The organism is Planococcus plakortidis (assembly GCF_001687605.2).
In the GTDB taxonomy this organism is placed as follows: Bacteria; Bacillota; Bacilli; order Bacillales_A; family Planococcaceae; genus Planococcus; species Planococcus plakortidis.
Window position 1 is genome coordinate 1383620 of the sequence record NZ_CP016539.2, and the last position, 21120, is coordinate 1404739.

The 21120-nt window shown below is 50.9% G+C and carries 18 protein-coding genes, 1 tRNA gene and 1 riboswitch; all 19 genes read left to right on the forward strand.

Annotation, left to right across the window (positions count from 1 at the left end; genetic code table 11):
- The first annotated feature begins 8 nt into the window (after positions 1-8).
- Positions 9-1802, forward strand: coding sequence for an excinuclease ABC subunit UvrC (gene uvrC, locus BBI15_RS07045; RefSeq protein WP_068868915.1), 1794 nt, complete (start codon positions 9-11; stop codon positions 1800-1802).
- Positions 1803-1843: 41 nt separating this feature from the next.
- A riboswitch (Lysine riboswitch) is annotated at positions 1844-2017 on the forward strand.
- A 103-nt stretch (positions 2018-2120) separates the two neighbouring features.
- On the forward strand, positions 2121-3347 hold the full coding sequence (locus BBI15_RS07050) for an aspartate kinase (RefSeq protein ID WP_068868916.1): 1227 nt from the start codon (positions 2121-2123) through the stop codon (positions 3345-3347).
- Positions 3348-3783: 436 nt separating this feature from the next.
- Positions 3784-4395, forward strand: a complete 612-nt coding sequence (locus BBI15_RS07055) for a succinate dehydrogenase cytochrome b558 subunit (protein ID WP_068868917.1) — start codon at positions 3784-3786, stop codon at positions 4393-4395.
- Between the two features lie 45 nt (positions 4396-4440).
- Entirely contained in the window at positions 4441-6189 is a 1749-nt protein-coding gene (gene sdhA, locus BBI15_RS07060) for a succinate dehydrogenase flavoprotein subunit (protein WP_068868918.1), read from the forward strand.
- A 25-nt stretch (positions 6190-6214) separates the two neighbouring features.
- Complete coding sequence (gene sdhB / locus BBI15_RS07065; RefSeq protein WP_068868919.1) at positions 6215-6985, forward strand: succinate dehydrogenase iron-sulfur subunit; 771 nt, start codon at positions 6215-6217, stop codon at positions 6983-6985.
- A 131-nt stretch (positions 6986-7116) separates the two neighbouring features.
- Complete coding sequence (locus BBI15_RS07070; protein WP_068868920.1) at positions 7117-7584, forward strand: acyl-CoA thioesterase; 468 nt, start codon at positions 7117-7119, stop codon at positions 7582-7584.
- Between the two features lie 74 nt (positions 7585-7658).
- Entirely contained in the window at positions 7659-8111 is a 453-nt protein-coding gene (locus BBI15_RS07075) for a MarR family winged helix-turn-helix transcriptional regulator (protein WP_068868921.1), read from the forward strand.
- Positions 8112-8127: 16 nt separating this feature from the next.
- Positions 8128-8931 (forward strand): glutamate racemase, encoded by an 804-nt coding sequence (gene racE, locus BBI15_RS07080; RefSeq protein ID WP_068872537.1) that lies wholly within the window; start codon positions 8128-8130, stop codon positions 8929-8931.
- A gap of 76 nt (positions 8932-9007) precedes the next feature.
- Entirely contained in the window at positions 9008-9757 is a 750-nt protein-coding gene (gene rph, locus BBI15_RS07085; protein ID WP_068868922.1) for a ribonuclease PH, read from the forward strand.
- Positions 9754-10350 carry an XTP/dITP diphosphatase gene (locus tag BBI15_RS07090; protein WP_068868923.1) on the forward strand — a complete coding sequence of 199 codons (597 nt, stop codon included), beginning with the start codon at positions 9754-9756 and terminating at the stop codon, positions 10348-10350. Before rph ends, BBI15_RS07090 begins: the two co-directional genes overlap by 4 nt.
- Before the next feature lie 84 nt (positions 10351-10434).
- Positions 10435-10508: transfer RNA gene (locus tag BBI15_RS07095), tRNA-Arg, on the forward strand.
- A 163-nt stretch (positions 10509-10671) separates the two neighbouring features.
- Positions 10672-11271 (forward strand): YdcF family protein, encoded by a 600-nt coding sequence (locus tag BBI15_RS07100; protein ID WP_068868924.1) that lies wholly within the window; start codon positions 10672-10674, stop codon positions 11269-11271.
- A 99-nt stretch (positions 11272-11370) separates the two neighbouring features.
- A complete protein-coding gene (locus BBI15_RS07105; protein ID WP_068868925.1) occupies positions 11371-11805 on the forward strand; it encodes an OsmC family protein in 435 nt (144 codons plus the stop codon).
- Positions 11806-11869: 64 nt separating this feature from the next.
- Positions 11870-12850, forward strand: a complete 981-nt coding sequence (locus BBI15_RS07110; protein ID WP_068868926.1) for a tetratricopeptide repeat protein — start codon at positions 11870-11872, stop codon at positions 12848-12850.
- 103 nt (positions 12851-12953) lie between these two features.
- Positions 12954-14255, forward strand: a complete 1302-nt coding sequence (gene tig, locus BBI15_RS07115; RefSeq protein ID WP_068868927.1) for a trigger factor — start codon at positions 12954-12956, stop codon at positions 14253-14255.
- 172 nt (positions 14256-14427) lie between these two features.
- Positions 14428-15699, forward strand: a complete 1272-nt coding sequence (gene clpX, locus BBI15_RS07120; protein ID WP_068868928.1) for an ATP-dependent protease ATP-binding subunit ClpX — start codon at positions 14428-14430, stop codon at positions 15697-15699.
- Between the two features lie 162 nt (positions 15700-15861).
- A complete protein-coding gene (gene lon / locus BBI15_RS07125) occupies positions 15862-18189 on the forward strand; it encodes an endopeptidase La (RefSeq protein WP_068868929.1) in 2328 nt (775 codons plus the stop codon).
- The gene (yihA, locus tag BBI15_RS07130) at positions 18186-18767 is read left to right on the forward strand and encodes a ribosome biogenesis GTP-binding protein YihA/YsxC (protein ID WP_068868930.1); all 582 of its coding nucleotides are present in this window, start codon (positions 18186-18188) and stop codon (positions 18765-18767) included. Before lon ends, yihA begins: the two co-directional genes overlap by 4 nt.
- A 900-nt stretch (positions 18768-19667) precedes the next feature.
- On the forward strand, positions 19668-21050 hold the full coding sequence (hemA, locus tag BBI15_RS07135) for a glutamyl-tRNA reductase (RefSeq protein ID WP_068868931.1): 1383 nt from the start codon (positions 19668-19670) through the stop codon (positions 21048-21050).
- Positions 21051-21120: the final 70 nt, after the last annotated feature.

Below are 21120 nucleotides of genomic sequence, written 5' to 3' on the forward strand. Positions count from 1 at the left end.
GTGAGGAAATGAAAAATGAAATGATTCAACATAAATTGGCAGTTTTGCCGGACCAGCCAGGCTGCTATTTGATGAAGGACCGGCAAGGGACGGTCATCTATGTAGGCAAGGCGAAAGTGTTGAAGAACCGTGTGCGTTCCTATTTCACAGGCAGCCACGACACGAAAACACAGCGCCTTGTCAATGAAATCGAGGATTTTGAATACATCGTCACGTCTTCCGACAAAGAAGCATTGATCCTTGAATTGAACTTGATCAAAAAGCATGATCCGAAATACAATATTCGCCTGAAAGACAATAAGACCTATCCGTATTTGAAAATCACGGGCGAACGCCATCCGAAATTGGTCATCACGAGACAGGTCAAAAAAGACAAAGGGAAATATTTTGGCCCTTATCCGAACGCCTACGCGGCAAGTGAGACAAAAAAGCTGCTAGACCGTTTGTATCCACTCCGCAAATGCCATACAATGCCGGACCGCGTCTGCCTGTATTACCATCTCGGCCAATGCCTTGCGCCTTGCGTGAAGCCGGTGGAAAAAGATACGTACAGGGAAATGATCGACGGCATCAGCCGATTCCTGAACGGCGGCTTCCGCGAAGTGAAGCAGGAGCTGACCGAAAAGATGAGCGAGGCGGCGGAGAATCTGGAGTTCGAACGGGCGAAAGAATACCGAGACCAGATCAGCCATATCGAATCGGTCATGGAAAAACAGAAAATGGCCATGAATGATTTTACCAACCGCGACGTCTTTGCCTACGCTGTCGACAAGGGCTGGATGTGCGTACAGGTATTTTTCGTGCGGCAGGGAAAGCTGATCGAGCGCGAAGTGTCGATGTTCCCGTTGTACCGCGACCCGGAAGAGGAATTCTTGACCTTCCTCGGCCAGTTCTATGAAAAGCCGGATCACATCAAACCGAATGAAATCCTGCTTCCGGAAGCGGAAGATGAAGTATTCCTGAAAGAATGGCTCGGCGCGAAAGTGCTTGTCCCGCAGCGCGGCAAGAAAAAAGATTTGGTACAACTCGCGCAAAAAAACGCGGAAATCGCCATCAAAGAAAAGTTCCAGCTGCTCGAGCGCCAGGAAGAACGGACGGTCGGTGCCTGCAATGAACTGGGCGATGCGATGAACATCCACACGCCGCTGCGCATCGAAGCATTCGATAATTCCCATATCCAAGGGGCGGATGCCGTATCGGCGATGGTCGTCTTCGTCGACGGCAAGCCATCGAAGAAGGATTACCGGAAATACAAGACACGTTCCGCGGAAAAACCGGATGACTATGCGGCGATGCGTGAAGTGGTCCGCAGGCGTTACAGCCGTGTGTTGAAGGATGGATTGCCGCTGCCCGACTTGATCATCATCGATGGGGGCAAAGGCCAGATCGAAGCGGCACGTGAAATCGTTGAAGACGAACTCGGGCTCGATATCCCGATTGCGGGCCTTGCAAAAGATGCCAAGCACCAAACGTCTCAACTTTTGTACGGCAGCCCGATCGAAATGGTGGAACTCAAACGCACAAGTGAAGCATTTTATTTATTGCAGCGCATCCAAGACGAAGTCCACCGTTTTGTCATCACATTCCACCGCCAATTGCGCGGCAAGAATTCGATTCAATCGGCGTTGGATGGGCTCCAAGGCGTCGGCCCGAAACGCAAGCAGCAATTGCTCAAGCATTTCGGGTCCGTCCGGAAAATCAAGGAAGCGACAGCTGGCGAAATCCAAGAAGCGGGGATCCCCGAGAAGCTGGCAGCTGAAATCGAACGGCATTTCAAGGAACAGCCGTTGCAACAGGAATAACTTCATGGTATTGTAATAACACAATTGAATCACTTGTAAAAAGTGATGATAGAGGAGCGGACGTCAATAGTAAGCATTCCGAGATTTGCAGAATCTGTGAAGGATGCCGAAAGGGACGCCCGCCGAAGTTTACGCGCACTGCTTGCGCGTATGCTGGTCCTGCATTTAAGAGATGCAGGGCTGTCAGAGTTTGACTCTGGAGGGCTATCTCACATGGACGCTTGAAATCGTACATGAGAAGAGAGGTAGCTTGCCGGGCAATCGGCAAGTTGCCTCTTTTTTATTGAGGGCCACTTACTTTAAGTGGGAGTGAAGAGAATGACAACAATCGTAATGAAATTCGGGGGGACGTCCGTGGCGTCCCCGGAGAAAATCGTGGGCGTGGCAAAGCGTGCCATCCGTGAAAAACAGCAAGGCAAGCGCGTCGTCATCGTGGTGTCGGCGATGGGCAAAACGACGGACACGCTGCTCGGCCTCGCCGGGGAGATTTCCGCCGAGCCGCCTAAGCGTGAAATGGACATGCTGCTCGCGACAGGGGAACAAGTGACCATCTCGCTATTGGCGATGGCATTTAAAGAACTCGGCCATGATGCCTTGAGTTTCACGGGATGGCAGGCGGGCATCGAAACGGAATCCGTCCCGCGCAATGCTCGTATCGAGACGATCCATACGCAGCGCTTGGAAGAGGCGCTCGATCTCGGCTTGTTCTGCGTAGTCGCAGGTTTCCAAGGCGTCGACAAGAACGGCAACATCACGACGCTCGGCCGCGGCGGATCCGATACGACTGCGGTAGCGCTGGCGGCTGCTTTGGGCGCTGAGAAGTGCGAGATCTACACGGATGTCGACGGGGTCTACACGTCCGACCCGCGTTATGTTACAGGCGCGCGCAAGCTCGAACAGATTTCATACGACGAAATGCTCGAACTGGCGAACCTCGGAGCGGGAGTCCTTCATCCGCGAGCCGTGGAATTCGCCAAAAACAACCAAGTGCCCCTCTCTGTGCGGGCCAGCTACTCGGATGAACCGGGGACTATCATACAAGAGGTGATCACTGTGGAAAAAAATCTTATCGTGCGTGGTGTGGCATTCGAAAACGACATCGCCCGCATCACTGTCAGTTACACCAAGCCGTTTAATGGGTCGCTTGCCAATATATTCACGGTCTTGGCGGACCAGCTGATCGATGTCGACATCATCGTCCAAAGCATCAGTGAGGAGTTTCCGCCGTCCGTCTCGTTCTCGATCAAGGAAGACAGCCTGGCAGAAGCGCAGCGCGTGTTGTCGAAAGCGCAGGAGCAGATCGGCTACAACGCCCTCGATATCGAAACCGGCTTGGCGAAAGTATCGATCGTCGGCTCCGGCATGGTGTCGAATCCCGGCGTCGCAGCGAAGATGTTCGACATACTCCGCGGGCAGAACGTGCCTGTGAAAATGGTCAGCACATCCGAAATCAAAGTGTCTGTCGTCGTGCCGGCGAGTGAGATGGAACGCTCGGCAAATGCGCTCCACGATGCATACGGCCTGACGCCAGCGACAGTACAGTAAGCAAAAGCCCTGCTGGGTGGTGCGTCCTGAAAGTTGGCATTTTAGCCTGACCTTCAGGAAGCGCTACACTTGGCAGGGCTTTTATAAGTTTCCGAAAGTTTGTGTAAAAATTCACAATTTGTTCAAATTTGAAATCTTGCCATTATGGCCCTATATTTGCTCATAAAAGCTCGGAACAGATGCCTGTATCCCGCTTGTTTTAAAATAAAAATATAGCTTTTCGTGAATTCTTTCCTATTTAATATCCCAAAACGCCTTCCAAAAGCCCGGACAGTATGCGCCCAAAAAGCTTTCCTTGCCTTGACGCTCCCAAAAGTGGGGAGTACAATAAATATGTCATATTCTTGTACATGATGCTTGCAGTATCGCAGAGATATTTTCCTGATATAGGAAAGTTTTGCGGTGCCAACTAAAGTTTTTGAGGGGGGTAAAATTTTTGGATAACAATCGTGAATTTTTAATGCGCAGGCTGCACTCTTTACTCGGGGTCATTCCAATCGGTTTGTTCTTGACGCAGCATTTGATCGTCAACCATTTCGCTACGCAAGGCGTGGAAGCGTTTAACCAAGCTGCCCACTTCTTGGCAAATCTCCCATTCGTCATCTTCCTGGAGATTTTCGTCATCTACTTGCCGCTCATGTATCATGCTTTCTACGGATTATACATAGCGTTCACAGCGAAAAACAACCCGGGGCATTACAGCTACATGCGCAACATCCTGTTTGTTGCACAGCGTTACACCGGGGTTTTCCTTGTGGTCTTTATCGCATGGCACGTGTTTGAGACAAGGTTCCAAGTTGCGATTGGTGCAGCAGAGGCAGATTTCAACATGATGGAAAACATCCTGTCGAATCCGTTCATGTTCGCCTTCTACGTATTGGGTGTCCTGTCCGCGACGTTCCACTTGGCGAACGGATTGTGGTCTTTCTTTGTGACGTGGGGAATCACGGTTTCGGAGAAAGCACAGCGCTACTCAACTTACTTCACACTTCTAGTCTTTATTGTATTATCGATCATTGGTATCAGAGCATTGTTTGCATTCATTTAAGGATGTCCCAAACATTGGTGAATTAAAAGAGGAGTGAACACTACAATGGCGAAAGGCAAAATTTCTATCGTCGGTGGGGGCCTAGCAGGTCTAATGGCAGCGATCAAAGTTGCCGAAGCAGGGTCACCTGCCGACCTATTTTCCATCGTTCCCGTTAAACGCTCCCACTCTGTGTGCGCACAGGGCGGCATTAACGGTGCGGTGAATACAAAAGGTGAAGGGGATTCACCGGACATTCACTTTGATGACACCGTTTACGGCGGTGATTTCCTGGCGAACCAAAAGCCGGTCAAAGCGATGGCGGATGCAGCACCTGGCATCATCCGTTTGCTCGACCGCATGGGCGTCATGTTCAACCGGACGCCGGAAGGTCTTCTTGACTTCCGCCGTTTCGGCGGCACGATGCACCACAGAACGGCTTTTGCCGGTGCTACCACTGGCCAGCAATTGCTATATGCACTCGATGAGCAAGTCCGCCGCTATGAAGTGGCTGGGCTCATCACGAAATACGAAGGCTGGGAATTCCTTGGCCTGGTTCTTGACGATAACGGCGTGTCCCGCGGAATCACTGCACAGAACTTGACGACGATGGAGATCAAATCGTTCCGTTCGGATGCGGTCATCATGGCAACCGGCGGACCGGGGATCATCTTCGGAAAATCCACGAACTCTGTCATCAACACAGGATCTGCAGCATCGATCGTTTATCAGCAAGGCGCATACTATGCGAACGGCGAATTCATCCAAATCCACCCGACAGCGATCCCTGGCGACGACAAGCTCCGCTTGATGTCAGAATCTGCACGCGGTGAAGGCGGACGGATCTGGACGTATAAAGACGGCAAGCCTTGGTACTTCCTCGAGGAAAAATATCCGGCTTACGGAAATCTCGTGCCACGTGATATCGCGACTCGCGAAATCTTCGATGTGTGCGTTAACCAGAAGCTCGGCATCAACGGCGAGAACATGGTGTACTTGGACCTTTCCCATAAGGATTCAAAAGAACTCGACATCAAACTGGGCGGGATCATCGAAATCTATGAGAAATTCACAGGTGACGACCCTCGCAAAGTACCGATGAAAATCTTCCCGGCTGTCCATTATTCAATGGGCGGGCTATGGGTCGACGATCATCAAATGACAAGCATCCCTGGCGTTCTTGCAGCTGGTGAGTGCGATTACTCGCAGCACGGCGCAAACCGTCTTGGCGCAAACTCGCTATTGTCTGCCATCTATGGCGGAATGGTTGCAGGGCCGTACGCTTTGGATTATGTCAAAGGCTTGGACGTCCTGGCCGAAGATCTTCCAAACGATATTTACGAGAAGCACGAAGCTGAAGAGCAGCGTAAATGGGAAGAGATCCTGGCATTGGATGGAACTGAAAATGCCTACATCCTGCATAAAGAGCTTGGCGAATGGATGACGGACAACGTGACGGTCGTGCGCTATAACGATCGCCTCGAAGAAACGGACCGCAAAATCCAGGAGCTTCTCGAACGCTTCAACCACATCAGCATGACGGATACGCAACTTTGGAGCAACCAAGGGGCTATGTTTACACGCCAGCTGAAAAATATGCTACATTTAGCACGTGTCATCACGCTTGGCGCATTGAAACGCAACGAAAGCCGCGGTGCTCATTACAAGCCGGAATTCCCGGAACGTAATGACGAGGAATTCCTTAAGACGACAATGGCGAAATTCAACGGTTACGATGAGCCGATCTTCCATTATGAAGATGTCGACACTTCTTTGATCCCGCCACGCAAACGCGATTATTCCGCGAAAGCATAGTAATAAAGAAGGGAGCTAATTTACCATGGGTGAAGCAGCAAAAACGGTTATTTTTGAAATCGAACGCCGCAATTCCACAGACGAAAATTCGTACTGGGAAAAGTTCGAATTACCATATCGCGCCAATATGAACGTCATTTCCGCATTGATGGAAATCCGGCGCAACCCGGTCAACATGGACGGGAAGAAAACGACGCCAGTCAACTGGGACATGAACTGCCTGGAGGAAGTATGTGGCGCATGTTCAATGGTCATCAACGGCAAAGCGCGCCAGTCGTGCACAGCTCTTGTCGACCAGCTGGAACAGCCAATCCGCCTTCAGCCGATGAAGACATTCCCGGTCGTCCGCGACTTGATCGTAGACCGCAGCCGCATGTTCGATTCGTTGAAAAAAGTCAAAGCGTGGGTGCCGATCGACGGTACGCATGACCTTGGCGAAGGTCCGCGTATGCCTGAGCGCAAACGCCAATGGGCTTATGAATTGTCTAAATGCATGACGTGCGGCGTATGCCTCGAGGCGTGCCCGAACGTCAACGACAAATCCGACTTCATCGGTGCGGCTCCGCTTTCCCAAGTCCGCTTGATGAACGCGCATCCAACAGGTGCCATGAACCGTGACGAGCGTTTGAACGCGATCATGGGTGAAGGCGGCCTTGCGGATTGCGGTAACTCCCAGAACTGCGTGGAATCTTGCCCGAAAGGCATTCCTTTGACGACTTCCATCGCAGCTTTGAACCGCGACACGAACATCCAAATGTTCCGCAACTTCTTCGGAAGCGATCACATGGTCGACTGATCCACACTCCGCCTTTTAGGCGGAGTTTTTTTGTTTCACCTGAAAATGCCCAAGCTTGGCTGAAACTGATGTTCTTTGCGCGAGTTTTTGCTATACTTACAAAATGAGTAACATATACAGGGGGAACTGGAATGAGAGCGTCTTACATAGAGGATTTAAACAAATGGCAGGAAGGCTTTTCGTTTTATGCACCGGTGCACGTGCGATTTTCAGAGACGGATATGTTCGGCCATGTCAACAACACGGTCCCGATCGCCTATTTCGAGTATGCGCGGATCGAGTTCATGAAAGAGATCGGCTTGATGCAAAGATGGCTCTCCAAGGACAGCGATTTGATTCCCGTCGTGGCGGATATGCAAGTCGATTTCGTCCGGCAGGTATTCTTCGACGAACAATTGAAGATTTATGTCAAAGTGGATACGATCGGGAATTCTTCCGCAGATGTCCATTATTGGGCAGTGAACGATGAGCAGGAGACGTGTTTCACCGGCAGGGGCGCAATCGTCCAAATCTCCAAAACTAGCGGCAAAGGCCATCCATGGAGCGATGCGGAGAAGGTGATGTTGCGGAGCGGGAGTTTGGCTTCCTCCGGCAAATGAAGCAATCCTTGCCTTATTGGGACGAAAGCGTCATTATGGAAAAAATACCAGTAGCTAGGGAGTGAACCAAGTCCATGACTGAAGACAACTCAAACCGCCGCCACGACTTGGAGCGTGTGGCATTTATGGAAAAGGAATTGCGTTACATATCGGGGATCATCAAACAGAAAGGCCGCGAAATCCTGAATTCGTATACCATTACGCCGCCGCAGTTCGTGGCGCTTCAATGGCTGTTCGAACATGGCGACATGACCATCGGCGACTTGTCGAACAAAATGTTCTTGGCGTTCAGCACGACGACCGACCTGGTTGACCGGATGGAAAAGAACGATTTGGTCGTCCGTATCCGCGAAGAGCAGGACCGCCGTGTGGTGCGCATTAAATTATTGGAAGAGGGCGAGCGGATCATCGAAGAAGTGATCAAGAAGCGCCAGGATTATTTAGAGGCAGTACTCGAAGACTTCAGCGAAGAGGAAGTCGAGCAATTTTCAAGCTTGTTGGAGAAAATGCATATCAACATGAAATAGGAGCGGGGCTATGACATTGAATGCGCCAATCGGAGTCATCGATTCGGGCGTCGGGGGGTTGACCGTCGCCAAGGAAATCATGGAACTTTTGCCAAACGAAAAAATCTGTTACATCGGCGACAATGCACGCTGCCCTTATGGCCCGAGACCCCTTGCGGAAGTTAGGCGCTATACGTGGCAAATGGCAGAAGCGCTCATGAAAATGAATATCAAGATGCTGGTCATCGCCTGCAATACGGCAACGGCGGCAGCGCTCAATTCCTTGCAGAAGAGATTGCCGATCCCGGTCATCGGCGTCATTTTTCCGGGAGCCCGCGCTGCCATCAAGTCTTCTTCGACGAAGAAAATCGCGGTGCTCGGCACGGCAGGGACCGTAAAAAGCGGAGCGTACGAAAAAGCGCTCAAGTCGCTCGTCTCAGCGTCGGATGTCATCCAATTGGCATGCCCGCGTTTTGTCCCGCTCGTTGAAAGTGATGAGTACGAAGGGGAGTTCGCCCGGCGCATGGTGGCGGAAACCTTATCGGCAATCAAATCCAAGGAGTTCGACACCGCCATTCTCGGATGTACCCATTATCCGTTGTTACAGCGCTTTATCGAGCAGGAACTCGGTGATACGGTGACGGTGCTGTCGTCGGCCCAGGAGACGGCTAAGGATGTATCGCGCCACTTGAGCTATCAGGATAAATTTGCGGACCGCCGCAAACCGCCCGTCCATCAATTTTATACGTCCGGTTCGACGGAGATTTTCCGCACGATCATACGAAAGTGGCTTGCCATCGACGATCCGTGCATCCGTTCGATCAAGTTCCCGAAAACCTGACGGCCTAGCCGCCGGGTTTTTGTCGTCAAAGCAGAATTATGGTAAGATTTTTTGAGTACATGAGGAGGATTCAATGATGACAAGAATTGATAATAGACAAGCAGATGAACTGCGCCCGGTGGAAGTGGAGACGGATTACCTGATCCACCCGGAAGGATCGGTCCTGATTACAGTGGGCCAGACGAAAGTGATCTGCACAGCGACAATCGAATCGCGTGTCCCGAGCTTCTTGAGAGGGCAAGGCAAAGGTTGGGTAACAGCGGAATATTCCATGCTCCCGCGCGCAACGGGTAGCCGCAACCAGCGCGAAGCGACGCGCGGCAAGCTCGGCGGGCGCACGATGGAAATCCAGCGCCTGATCGGACGTTCATTGCGTGCTGTCGTGGACCTCGAGAAGATCGGTGATCGCACGCTATGGATCGATTGCGACGTCATCCAGGCGGACGGGGGGACGCGTACTGCTTCCATCACCGGGGCGTTTATCGCGATGACCATCGCGCTCGGCAAATTGGATGTGCCGGTATTCCCGGTGACGGATTATTTGGCTGCCACAAGCGTCGGCATCAACAGCAATAAGCAAGCCATCCTGGACTTGAACTACGAAGAAGACTCCACGGCAGCGGTCGATATGAACCTGGTCATGACCGGATCTGGCGAATTCGTCGAGATGCAAGGCACCGGCGAGGAAGCGACATTCAGCCGCAAGGACTTGAACGAGATGCTCGACCTCGGCGAAGCCGGAATCCGGCAATTGATCCAGATCCAAAAACAAGCGATCGGTGATTTGTCTGCGCGGATCGGCGAAAAGGCGGAGACGGCATTATGAAAAAAATCGTCATTGCGACACAGAACAAAGGAAAAGCGAAAGACTTCGAAACCTTGCTCTCCCCTCTGGGCTATGAAGTGCTGACCTTGAGAGATATCGCAAAAGACCTCGATATCGAAGAAACCGGCACGACATTCGAAGCCAATGCCATACTGAAGGCGGAAGGGGTCGCAAAAGAACTCGGCATCCCGGTCATCGCCGACGACAGCGGCCTGGAGATCGACGCCTTGGACGGCGAGCCCGGCGTCTATTCCGCGCGCTATGCGGGAGGCGAGAAAAGCGACGATGCCAATATCGATAAAGTGCTGGAGAAATTGGCGAAAGTGCCGGACGGTGAACGCACAGCGCGTTTCCGCTGCGTGTTGGCGGTCGCGGTTCCTGGGGAAGAGACGCAGACGTTCTCTGGTTCCTGTGAAGGCGAGATCTTGCGCATACGCAGGGGTGACAACGGCTTCGGCTACGACCCGATCTTTTACGTGCCTGCCCAGGAACGTGCCATGGCGGAGCTCGAACCCGAAGAAAAAGCGGCGATTTCTCACCGAGGACAGGCGCTCAGCAAGCTCAGCGAAGCAATGCCGGAGTGGCTGAAATAAGAAAAAAGATATTTTTTTGAAATAGCATTGACTTTTCTCTGGATGATTTCTATAATTAAAATTGTCTTTCGTGAGGAAAGTCATGTCTCAGTAGCTCAGCTGGATAGAGCAACGCCCTTCTAAGGCGTCGGTCGGGGGTTCGAATCCCTCCTGGGACGTTCCAAACCTTGTTTTCCCATTATGGGGAAACAAGGTTTTTTATTTGATGGAAAGTGCATGTGTAAAAATGATGGACATTTGATTTTTCGCTGTTTATTTGTGTGGCATGACGTATAATGGAAAAAGATAGAGAAAAAACAGACCTAAAGGTGGAAATGTAAGGTGTTCAAAAAATATTGGAAGCGGATTTTGCTTGTTCTTTCATTTATCCAACTCATCCTGATCGCTGCAACGGCGGTGAGCATCTGGTCATTTTCCGGTGAATCGGAATTGCTGGAAGCCGACGCGGCGATCGTGCTCGGCACGAAAGTCATCGGCGGGGAGCCCTCTCCGGTGCTCGAGCAGCGCATCCGCCACGCCATCGATTTATACGAAGCGGGCTATGTCGAGAAAATCATCTTTACAGGCGGCATTACAGATGGGGCGGATTTTGCCGAGTCGGTCGTGAGCCGGGATTTCGCGATCCGCAATAATATCCCTGAAGAAGATATCCTGATCGAGACCGAATCGCTCATAACCGAAGAGAACTTCCTCTTCGCCGGTGAAGTAGCCAAAGAAAATGGCTTGTCGAGTTTTCTTGTCGTCAGCGATCCCTTACATATGAAGCGTGCGCTGCTCATGGCAGAACACGCCGGAATCGACGCCCATTCTTCGCCGACGCCATCAACCGAATTCAAGGATTTTACGAACATCGCCCCGTTCTTCGCGCGTGAAGTCGTCTGCTATATGGCGTATGTTGCAATGCATACTATCATTTCATGAAACTGTCCCGCTGATGCGCGGGCAGTTTTTTCATTTAACAGATGAACACCGCAGCTTCAGGTGATACACTAATAAAAAGCTGTGAGGGGTGTGTTGTGCATGGAAACCGATCAACTGAAACTCAGCACGAAATGGCAAGGGGATTTTGTATTTGAAGCTACGGGACAGGGTGGGCACACCCTCCGGATGGATGCCCATCAAGGAGTCGGGAACGATCAAGGAATCCTTCCGATGCAAGCGATGCTCGGATCGCTTGCCGGATGTGTCGGCATGGACGTCGTGATGATCTTGCGCGCAAAGATGAAAGTCGTGCGCTCCATCGAAATCGTCACGGAAGGAGACAAGCGCCGGAACCCGCCGAAGGAATTATTGGCGATCATGGTGACGTTTATCATTGAAGGCGACATCGACCAGGAGAAAGCCTGGCATGCCATCGAAGTGAGCGGGGAGAAGTATTGCCCGGTGGCCCATTCCTTGAAAGCGGAAGTCACTTACAAACTGGTCTTGAACGGCAAGGAAGCTGGCGCAAAATAGCGCCGGCTTTCGTTTTCACAGTGCATTTTCCTATGGTATGATGAATGGACAAAGAGGTGGTAGGATGCGGAAGAAGTTTGGGGATTTGAAGCGCAGGGGCAATGTCATCGTTTTCCCGACGACAGTCACACGGCTGCTATCGGAAGGGATGACCAGTTTAAAGAATGAACAATACGATGATGCGCGCGATAAGTTATACCAAGTGCTCGTCTACGAGCCGGAACATGCAGCGGCGCTAGGTGGCTACGCATACAGCTTGTACGAGCTGGGGGAATTCGAGGAAGCGCTCGAAGTGGTACAGGAATTGCTGCGCATTGGGCCGATCCATTATTTGGAGACGATGGAGCTATACATAAGCATTTTAATGCAAGTGAAGGAATTCGAGGAAGCCGAGAAGATGATCGAAGTGCTGATTGAGGAAAATGTCCTGCCGAAAGAGCGTTTGGAGCAATTCCACCAATTGCGCGATCTGAACGAACGCATTGCCGAAAGCACCGCCTCGGCCAAAAAGGAAACGGGCCAATTCAGCTTGGAGCAATTTCTGCCGCTCAGCGCTGCCGAGCAAGAGCAACGTGTGACCGAATTGCCGAAAGAAGCTTATGAAGCCATGAAGAACCAATTGATAGAACTGATTGGGCACCCTGAAGTGGATTGGGTGGCAAAATCCTATTTGCTGCTCATGCTTCGTGAACAACAGATAAGCGGGACTGTGCGCGTAGAAAAATTCTACTATCACAATGAATTGGCAATCGAGGAATTGCCAGACCCATTGAAAGACAGCCGGCTGCTCGGGATCCGCATGCGTTTGGAAGAGTCTTTGGAAAAAGAGCCGGCCAAGCTGCAGATGGCGATGGAACTTGTCGACCGGCACATCTACCTGCTCTATCCGTTTTTCTGGGAAGAGTTCGAGGAAGCGGAGATTGCCGAAGCTTACCATGCGTATCTCGATAGTCTGTTCAGCGTTGAAGCGGCAGCAAAAGCCGATCCCAAACTGCTGGAAATGCTCATGCAGGCCGAGGCATACATAGAATTGCGCAATGGATAGAAATAGTTGAACCTGCTCGTATGTATGATATAATGTGGAGGTTGTCAAAAATCGTACAAAATTCGTACATGACTTTGTAAAAAATTGTTTGGAGGGCTTATACATGTCAGCAAAATGGGAAAAGCAAGAAGGTAATGTCGGAGTTCTTACAGTAGAAGTACCGGCTGAAGAAGTAAACGGCGCGCTCGATAAAGCGTTTAAAAAAGTCGTTAAGGAAATTAACGTACCAGGATTCCGCAAAGGGAAAATGCCGCGCCAAATGTTCGAAAAACGTTTCGGCGTAGAATCTCTTTACCAGGATGCTCTTGATTTCATCTTGCCGGACGCTTACGCGAACGCAGTCGAAGAAGCAGGCATCAACCCGGTTGACCGCCCTGAAATCGACATCGAGAAATTGGAAAAGAACGAGCCATTGGTCTTCACAGCTAAAGTGACTGTGAAACCTGAAGTGGAACTCGGCGAATACAAAGGGCTTGAAGTTTCCAAAGAAGACACGGACGTGACGGATGAGGAAATCGAAGAGCAATTGAAACAAAGCCAGGAGCGCATGGCTGAATTGACTGTCAAAGAAGACGGGCAAGTTGAAAACGGCGACACAGCTGTCATCGACTTCGAAGGATTCGTAGACGGAGAAGCGTTTGAAGGCGGAGCAGGCAACGACTACTCGCTTGAAATCGGATCCAACTCATTCATCCCAGGCTTCGAGGAGCAATTGATCGGCGCTAAAACAGGCGAACAAAAAGACGTTGAAGTCACTTTCCCTGAAGAGTACCACGCTGAAGAGCTTGCTGGAAAGGCGGCAACTTTCAAAGTGACGGTAAACGAAGTGAAAGCGAAAGAATTGCCTGAGCTTAACGACGAGTTCGCTAAAGAACTTGACGAAGAAGTAGAGGGCCTAGACGCGCTTCGCACGAAAATGAAAGAAAACTTGAAAGCGGAGAAAGAAAACGCTTCTGAAACACAAATGCGCGATCAGCTTGTCCAAAAAGCTGCAGAAAACGCTACAGTTGAAATTCCGCAAGCGATGATCGATTCCGAAATCGACCGCATGATGCAAGACTTCGAACAACGCCTAAGCCAGCAAGGCATGAACAAGGAATTGTACTTCCAGTTCTCAGGCCAAGACGAAGATGCGCTTCGTGAGCAAATGAAAGCTGACGCTGAAACACGCGTACGCGTATCATTGACGCTTGAAGCGATCGCAAAAGCGGAAAACATGGAAGTCACTTCTGAAGACATCGACAAAGAGCTTGAGAAAATGGCTGGCCAATTCAACATGGACGCTGAACAGATCAAAACAGCCCTTGGCGGCACTGAAATGCTAGAAAACGACATCCGCATGCAAAACACGGTTGAGTTCCTAGTGGAGAACGCTAAAATCTCTGACGCAAAAGCGGCTGAATAACACATAAGTTTTTTAATAGGACAAGGTGCGGCAACCGCACCTTGTTTTCTATACATAATGGCAAACAAATTCAAGTTCCTACATATAAAGTCAGTTTCTTTGGCATAGTTCTAATTAGTTGATACAATCAAAATAATCTTGTAACATAATGGCTTGAATAGGGGTGACTACATTGTTCAAATTCAATGATGAAAAAGAGCATTTGAAATGCTCGTTTTGCGGCAAACCGCAGGAACAAGTACGTAAACTGGTCGCAGGGCCAGGTGTATATATTTGCGACGAGTGCATCGAACTTTGCACGGAAATCGTAGAGGAAGAACTCGGGACAGAAGAGGAAACTGAGTTCAAGGAAGTGCCAAAACCGAAAGAGATTTTGGACATCCTGAACGGCTACGTCATCGGACAGGAAAAAGCGAAGAAATCCTTGGCGGTAGCGGTTTATAACCATTACAAACGTGTCAATTCCAACAGCAAGATCGACGATGTCGAGCTTTCGAAATCGAATATCGTCTTGATCGGGCCTACAGGGAGCGGGAAGACTTTGCTCGCGCAGACACTCGCGCGCATCCTGAACGTGCCGTTTGCGATTGCCGATGCGACATCGCTCACTGAAGCCGGTTATGTCGGGGAGGATGTCGAAAACATCTTGCTCAAATTGATCCAGGCGGCAGACTACGATGTAGACCGCGCAGAAAAAGGCATCATCTACATCGATGAAATCGACAAAGTGGCACGCAAATCCGAGAACCCGTCGATTACACGCGACGTTTCCGGTGAAGGCGTACAGCAAGCCTTGCTGAAAATCCTGGAAGGCACGACAGCAAGCGTCCCACCACAAGGCGGGCGCAAGCATCCTCACCAGGAGTTCATCCAGATCGACACGACGAATGTCCTGTTCATCGTGGGCGGCGCATTTGACGGTGTCGACCAAATCATCAAACGCCGCCTCGGCAATAAAGTCATCGGCTTCGGGGCTGACCCGAACAAAGACGAAATGGATGAAAAATCCCTTCTTAGCCAATTGATTCCAGAAGACTTGCTGAAATTCGGCCTGATCCCGGAATTCATCGGCCGTCTGCCGGTACTCGCAAGCCTTGAGCAATTGGACGAAAATGCACTTGTGCAGATTCTGACAGAGCCGAAAAACGCACTCATCAAGCAATACCAGAAAATGATGGAGCTTGATGGAGTGAAATTGACATTCGAACACGATGCGCTCATCGAAATTTCCCGTCTTGCCATCGAGCGGAAGACAGGCGCCCGCGGACTGCGCTCAATCATCGAGAACATCATGCTTGATGTCATGTATGATTTGCCATCCCGTGAAGACATCGTCGAATGTATCATCACGAAAGAAACAGTGACCGAGAATTCACAGCCGAAACTGATGCTGGAAGATGGCACTGAATACGATAACGGCAATAATGAAAAAACATCCGCTTGATTTTTGGCTGATGCACAAGAATAGGATGATACGGGCTGACTCTGAATCGTGCACATCCGCGCGTATGGGGGTCAGCCCTTTTTCAACGAAAAAACGATAGTCTGCCTGGACCTTGACACAGGCTGATAGAGAGAAAGAGAATTGACGGAGGTGCACTTAGTTATGGCGAAGAAAAAAGTGACAAAACAAGTCCCGCTCTTGCCGCTCCGCGGTTTGCTCGTTTTCCCGACGATGGTCTTGCATATTGATGTCGGACGGGAACGTTCTGTAGCTGCGCTCGAGCAAGCGATGATGGATGACCAGATCGTCTTTTTGGCGACACAAAAAGACATGGCAGTGGAACACCCGGAGAAAGACGATTTGCATAAGATCGGCACCCTGGCATATGTGAAACAAATGCTGAAACTGCCGAACGGCACGATTCGCGTGCTAGTCGAAGGCCTTGAACGCGGCCAGTGGAACCAATACGAGGAAGGCGAAAAGTTCACGCAAGTGGAAGTGACTTCGTTCCCGGATGAGCCCGAGCGCGATGCCGAACAGGACGCCTTGATGCGCATCTTGCTGGAGCAATTCGAAATCTTCGGGAAAGGCTCCAAGAAAGTGACGACCGAGACTTTCAATACGGTAGCGGATATCGAAGAGCCGGGCCGTTTGGCGGATATGGTGGCATCCCACCTATCGCTGAAGTTGCCGGCAAAGCAGGAAGTGCTGGAAACTTTCGATATCACGAAGCGCCTGGAATTACTGATCAGCCGCCTGCACAATGAGCAGGAAGTGGCCGATATTGAAAAGCGCATCAATGACCGCGTGAAAAAAGCGATGGAACAGACACAAAAAGAGTTCTATCTCCGCGAACAGATGAAAGCGATCCAAACCGAACTTGGCGACAAGGACGGCAAAGGCGCAGAAGTGGCCGACCTGAAAAAACGCATCGAGGAAGCCGGCATGCCCGAATCGACCGAGAAGACGGCATTGAAGGAATTGGACCGCTATGAGAAATTGCCATCCGCTGCGGCGGAAAGCGGCATCATCCGCAATTACATCGAATGGCTCGTGACGATTCCTTGGTCTGAAGCGACAGAAGACAGACTGGATATCAATTACGCAGAAGAAGTGCTGAATCGTGACCACGATGGCCTTGAAACGGTCAAAGAACGCGTGCTTGAATATTTGGCAGTCCAGCAAATGACCAAGTCGCTGCGCGGGCCGATCCTGTGCCTCGTCGGCCCTCCGGGTGTCGGGAAGACATCGCTTGCCCGTTCGATCGCCGATTCACTCGACCGCAATTTCGTCCGCATCTCGCTCGGCGGCGTGCGCGATGAGTCCGAAATCCGCGGGCATCGCCGCACTTATGTCGGCGCCATGCCGGGCCGCATCATCCAAGGCATGAAGAAGGCGGGCACTGTCAATCCGGTCTTCCTGCTGGATGAAATCGATAAGATGTCCAACGACTTCCGCGGAGACCCGTCATCAGCGATGCTTGAAGTATTGGATCCGGAACAGAACAATTCCTTCAGCGACCATTACATCGAAGAAAGCTATGACCTTTCGAATGTGCTGTTCATCGCGACCGCCAATGACCTTGGATCGATTCCAGGGCCGCTGCGTGACCGCATGGAAGTCATTTCGATTGCCGGCTATACAGAACTGGAAAAGAAATTGATCGCCAAAAACCATTTGGCGCCGAAACAATTGAAAGAACACGGCTTGACGCCGGAACAATTGGATTTCCAGGAAGACGCCTTTGTTTCCATGATCCGCTATTATACCCGCGAAGCTGGCGTACGCGGGTTGGAACGCCAAATCGCTTCCGTCTGCCGCAAAGTGACCAAGCAGATTGTCTCAAAAGAAAAAGAGCAAGTGACGGTCGGCGCAAAAGAAGTCGAGGAATACCTCGGCAAGAAGAAATTCCGCTACGGCGTAGCTGAAAGCGAAAACCAGATCGGTGTGGCGACTGGCCTTGCGTATACCGCTGTCGGCGGCGATACATTGCAGATCGAAGTATCGTTGTCTGCAGGCAAAGGCAAGCTGCAATTGACCGGTAAACTGGGTGATGTCATGAAAGAGTCGGCACAGACAGCGCTATCGTTTGTCCGTGCACAGGCAGAGGAGCTTGGCATCGACCCGAATTTCCAGGAAGCGCATGATATCCATATCCACGTGCCGGAAGGAGCTGTCCCGAAAGACGGCCCTTCCGCCGGTGTGACGATTGCCACAGCGCTCGTATCTGCACTTACGAAGCGGCCGGTGCGCCGCGACGTCGGCATGACAGGGGAAATTACATTGCGTGGCCGCGTCTTGCCGATCGGCGGGCTGAAGGAGAAAACCTTGAGCGCCCACCGAGCAGGGTTGAAGACGATCATCGTCCCTGCAGAAAATGAACGCGACCTCGACGATATTCCGGAAACGATCCGGGAAGAACTGGAATTCCACCTCGTCAGCCAGGCGGAACAAGCGCTTGAAATCGCGCTGGAAGGAGCAAAACAATGAATGTCAACAATGTAGAGCTGGTGATCAGTGCCGTGCGCCCTGAGCAGTATTCCGAGGGGGAGCTGCCGGAATTTGCGCTGGCCGGGCGTTCGAACGTCGGAAAGTCATCGTTCATCAATAAAATGATTGGCCGCAAGAGCATGGCCCGCATTTCATCCAAGCCGGGCAAAACGCAAACCTTGAACTTCTACAAGATCGAAGAGGACCTGTTCTTCGTCGACGTTCCGGGTTATGGGTATGCGAAGGTATCGAAAAGCGAACGCGAAGCCTGGGGCAAGATGATCGAAACCTATATCACAGGCCGTGAACAATTGCGCGCCGTCGTGCAGATCGTCGACTTGCGCCACCCGCCGAGCGCGGATGACCGCATGATGTATGATTTCATGAAGCATTACGGCATCCCTTGCATCATCATCGCGACAAAAGCCGACAAGATCCCGAAAGGCAAATGGGACAAGCACAAGAAAGTCGTCCGCGAAACACTCGACATGGATAAAGGCGATCCATTGATCGTTTTCTCTTCCGAAACAGGCCTTGGCAAAGATGCTGCCTGGCAGGAGATCGAAAAACGCATGTAAGCAAGCAGGCAATACACCTGAACGGCTTGAAATAAGACAGGGCCCGGAAAATCATTGATTTTCCGGGCCCTGTTTTTAGTTGCAGCGAATAGCTGACACAGATTGTAGACGAGATAATTAGAAAAGTGAGCGAGGTAGATTGTTTTTTTGTAGGATTCGTCGCAAGATAGCCGCCTCCCGCTTGGGGCATGCCTCCCACAATAAGCCAAGAAGAACACTTGTCTTATTGCTCCGGCTCGCCCGTGTACGCGGTTCGGCTTATAGATTTCTTTGAATGTTAGGTGCGAAGAAGTGTCACTGTTAATTGTTTTTATCTGTTCTTGGCGACGCTTAGCTGGACTTGATATTGCAGAGAACTTCCGTACGCTATTCAATTTGAATTTACGAAGACAATTAAGTTTTTCACGCTTACTTCAGTGTATGATGAATTTCATTTCTTCTTTAAAACTAGAGATGAAGCGGAAAGGGGCGACTCTGGAGGGATCAGGACGAGCTGAAGACCCTGGACTGAGCGCTAGCGAGGGAAGCGGCTGAAGCCGGCCCCCTCAGAAAGCGTCCCCTTGAAGCGATATCTCCACCAAATGCATTTCCTATTTAAATTCGTTAATTACAATTTTTCCTAATTCAACATCATGAAAATCACCATTCATTGTGCATAAGTTCACAGTCAATTCCGACTACGAGCGTTATACTTGTGACTGCATAATCGCTTTGCTAGAATTGTAATCAAGTTAAGTTTAGAATCATTATAAAGTGGAGTTTCCGAAGTGGAAACCCTTTCAGGATAAAGCAATGTTCGAGCAGGTTCATGCCTTGTTCACAAAATCGCAGGCATAATCTGATGGAAAAGTGGTATACTTAGGGAAATGAAATATGGAACGCGAAAGGTGTTTTAAACCCATGCATACACTCGTAGTCGGGGTCAACTATCGTTCAGCGCCTGTATCGATCCGCGAGAAGCTGTCGTTCATCGAAAGCGAGCTTCCGAAAGCGATGCAAGCCCTGCAACAACAAAAAAGCATATTGGAGAACGTCATCGTATCGACATGCAACCGGACGGAAATCTATGCCGTCGTGGACCAGCTGCATACCGGGCGTTTTTATGTGAAGCAATTTTTGGCTTCTTATTTCGACATTCCGATGGAACAGTTCTCCCAGTATCTGTTCATCCATGAACAGGACGAAGCGATTGATCATTTGTTCCGTGTCACTGCCGGAATCGATTCGATGGTCCTTGGCGAGACGCAGATTCTCGGCCAAGTGAAATCCAGTTTCCTCGCAGGCCAGGAGATCGGCACGACGGGAACGGTATTCAACCAATTGTTCAAGCAAGCGGTGACGCTGGCGAAGCGTGCGCACAGCGAAACGGCGATCGGCGAGAACGCCGTTTCGGTTTCGTATGCGGCAGTCGAACTTGGCAAGAAAATCTTCGGTTCATTGAAGAACAAGCATGTCGTCATTCTCGGCGCTGGGAAGATGGGCGAACTCGCCATCAAGAACCTGCAAGGGAGCGGTGCAGACCGCATCACGGTCATCAACCGCACGTTCGAGAAAGCGGAAGTGCTGGCGGATAAATTCGGCGGCACGGCGAAACCCTTGAATCAATTGCAATGCGCTTTACTGGAAGCGGACATCCTCATTTCGTCAACGGGATCGACGGATTTCGTCATCGATCTCGAATTGATGCAGTTTGTCGAGAAGCTCAGAAAAGGCAAACCTTTGTTCATGGTCGATATCGCGGTACCGCGCGACATGGATCCGCGCATCGGCGACCTCCAGAATGTCTTCTTATATGATATCGATGATATGCAGGGCATCGTCGAAGCGAACCTTGCTGAGCGCGAACGGGCGGCCAGGCAGATCGCCGGCATGATCGAGGATGAAGCGGAGCAGTTCAACGACTGGCTTGGCACGCTCGGCGTCGTACCGGTCATCTCTGCACTCCGCGAGAAAGCACTTGCGATCCAGGCGGAAACGATGGAAAGCATCGAGAACAAGATGCCCGATTTGACGGCTCGCGAGAAGAAAATCCTCAACAAGCATACGAAATCGATCATTAACCAATTATTAAAAGAGCCGATTTTGCAGGCCAAGGAAATGGGCACGGCGAAAAAATCGCGCGAACAGCTTGAATTGTTCATGCAGATTTTCGGCATCGAAGAAGAAGTCGAAGAGCAGCGTGAAAAACAAGCGCTTGCGGCGCGCCAAAAGGCAGAGCGTGTACGCCTTGAAAAGCAACAGGAATCGCTGCAGGGGCAGGAAAGCCCGGGCTATACAGTATAAAACCACTTCCGCTTGCCTTGGATTCCCATCGGCAGCGTCTAAAGTGACCCAATCGGACCGCGCAGGCGGG

Bases quoted from the DNA above. Each gene is read 5' to 3' on its own strand.
- uvrC (WP_068868915.1), top strand. From the start codon at position 9: ATGAAAAATGAAATGATTCAACATAAATTGGCAGTTTTGCCGGACCAG.
- BBI15_RS07050 (WP_068868916.1), top strand. From the start codon at position 2,121: ATGACAACAATCGTAATGAAATTCGGGGGGACGTCCGTGGCGTCCCCG.
- sdhA (WP_068868918.1), top strand. From the start codon at position 4,441: ATGGCGAAAGGCAAAATTTCTATCGTCGGTGGGGGCCTAGCAGGTCTA.
- sdhB (WP_068868919.1), top strand. From the start codon at position 6,215: ATGGGTGAAGCAGCAAAAACGGTTATTTTTGAAATCGAACGCCGCAAT.
- BBI15_RS07070 (WP_068868920.1), top strand. From the start codon at position 7,117: ATGAGAGCGTCTTACATAGAGGATTTAAACAAATGGCAGGAAGGCTTT.
- BBI15_RS07075 (WP_068868921.1), top strand. From the start codon at position 7,659: ATGACTGAAGACAACTCAAACCGCCGCCACGACTTGGAGCGTGTGGCA.
- rph (WP_068868922.1), top strand. From the start codon at position 9,008: ATGACAAGAATTGATAATAGACAAGCAGATGAACTGCGCCCGGTGGAA.
- BBI15_RS07090 (WP_068868923.1), top strand. From the start codon at position 9,754: ATGAAAAAAATCGTCATTGCGACACAGAACAAAGGAAAAGCGAAAGAC.
- BBI15_RS07105 (WP_068868925.1), top strand. From the start codon at position 11,371: ATGGAAACCGATCAACTGAAACTCAGCACGAAATGGCAAGGGGATTTT.
- BBI15_RS07110 (WP_068868926.1), top strand. From the start codon at position 11,870: ATGCGGAAGAAGTTTGGGGATTTGAAGCGCAGGGGCAATGTCATCGTT.
- tig (WP_068868927.1), top strand. From the start codon at position 12,954: ATGTCAGCAAAATGGGAAAAGCAAGAAGGTAATGTCGGAGTTCTTACA.
- lon (WP_068868929.1), top strand. From the start codon at position 15,862: ATGGCGAAGAAAAAAGTGACAAAACAAGTCCCGCTCTTGCCGCTCCGC.
- yihA (WP_068868930.1), top strand. From the start codon at position 18,186: ATGAATGTCAACAATGTAGAGCTGGTGATCAGTGCCGTGCGCCCTGAG.
- hemA (WP_068868931.1), top strand. From the start codon at position 19,668: ATGCATACACTCGTAGTCGGGGTCAACTATCGTTCAGCGCCTGTATCG.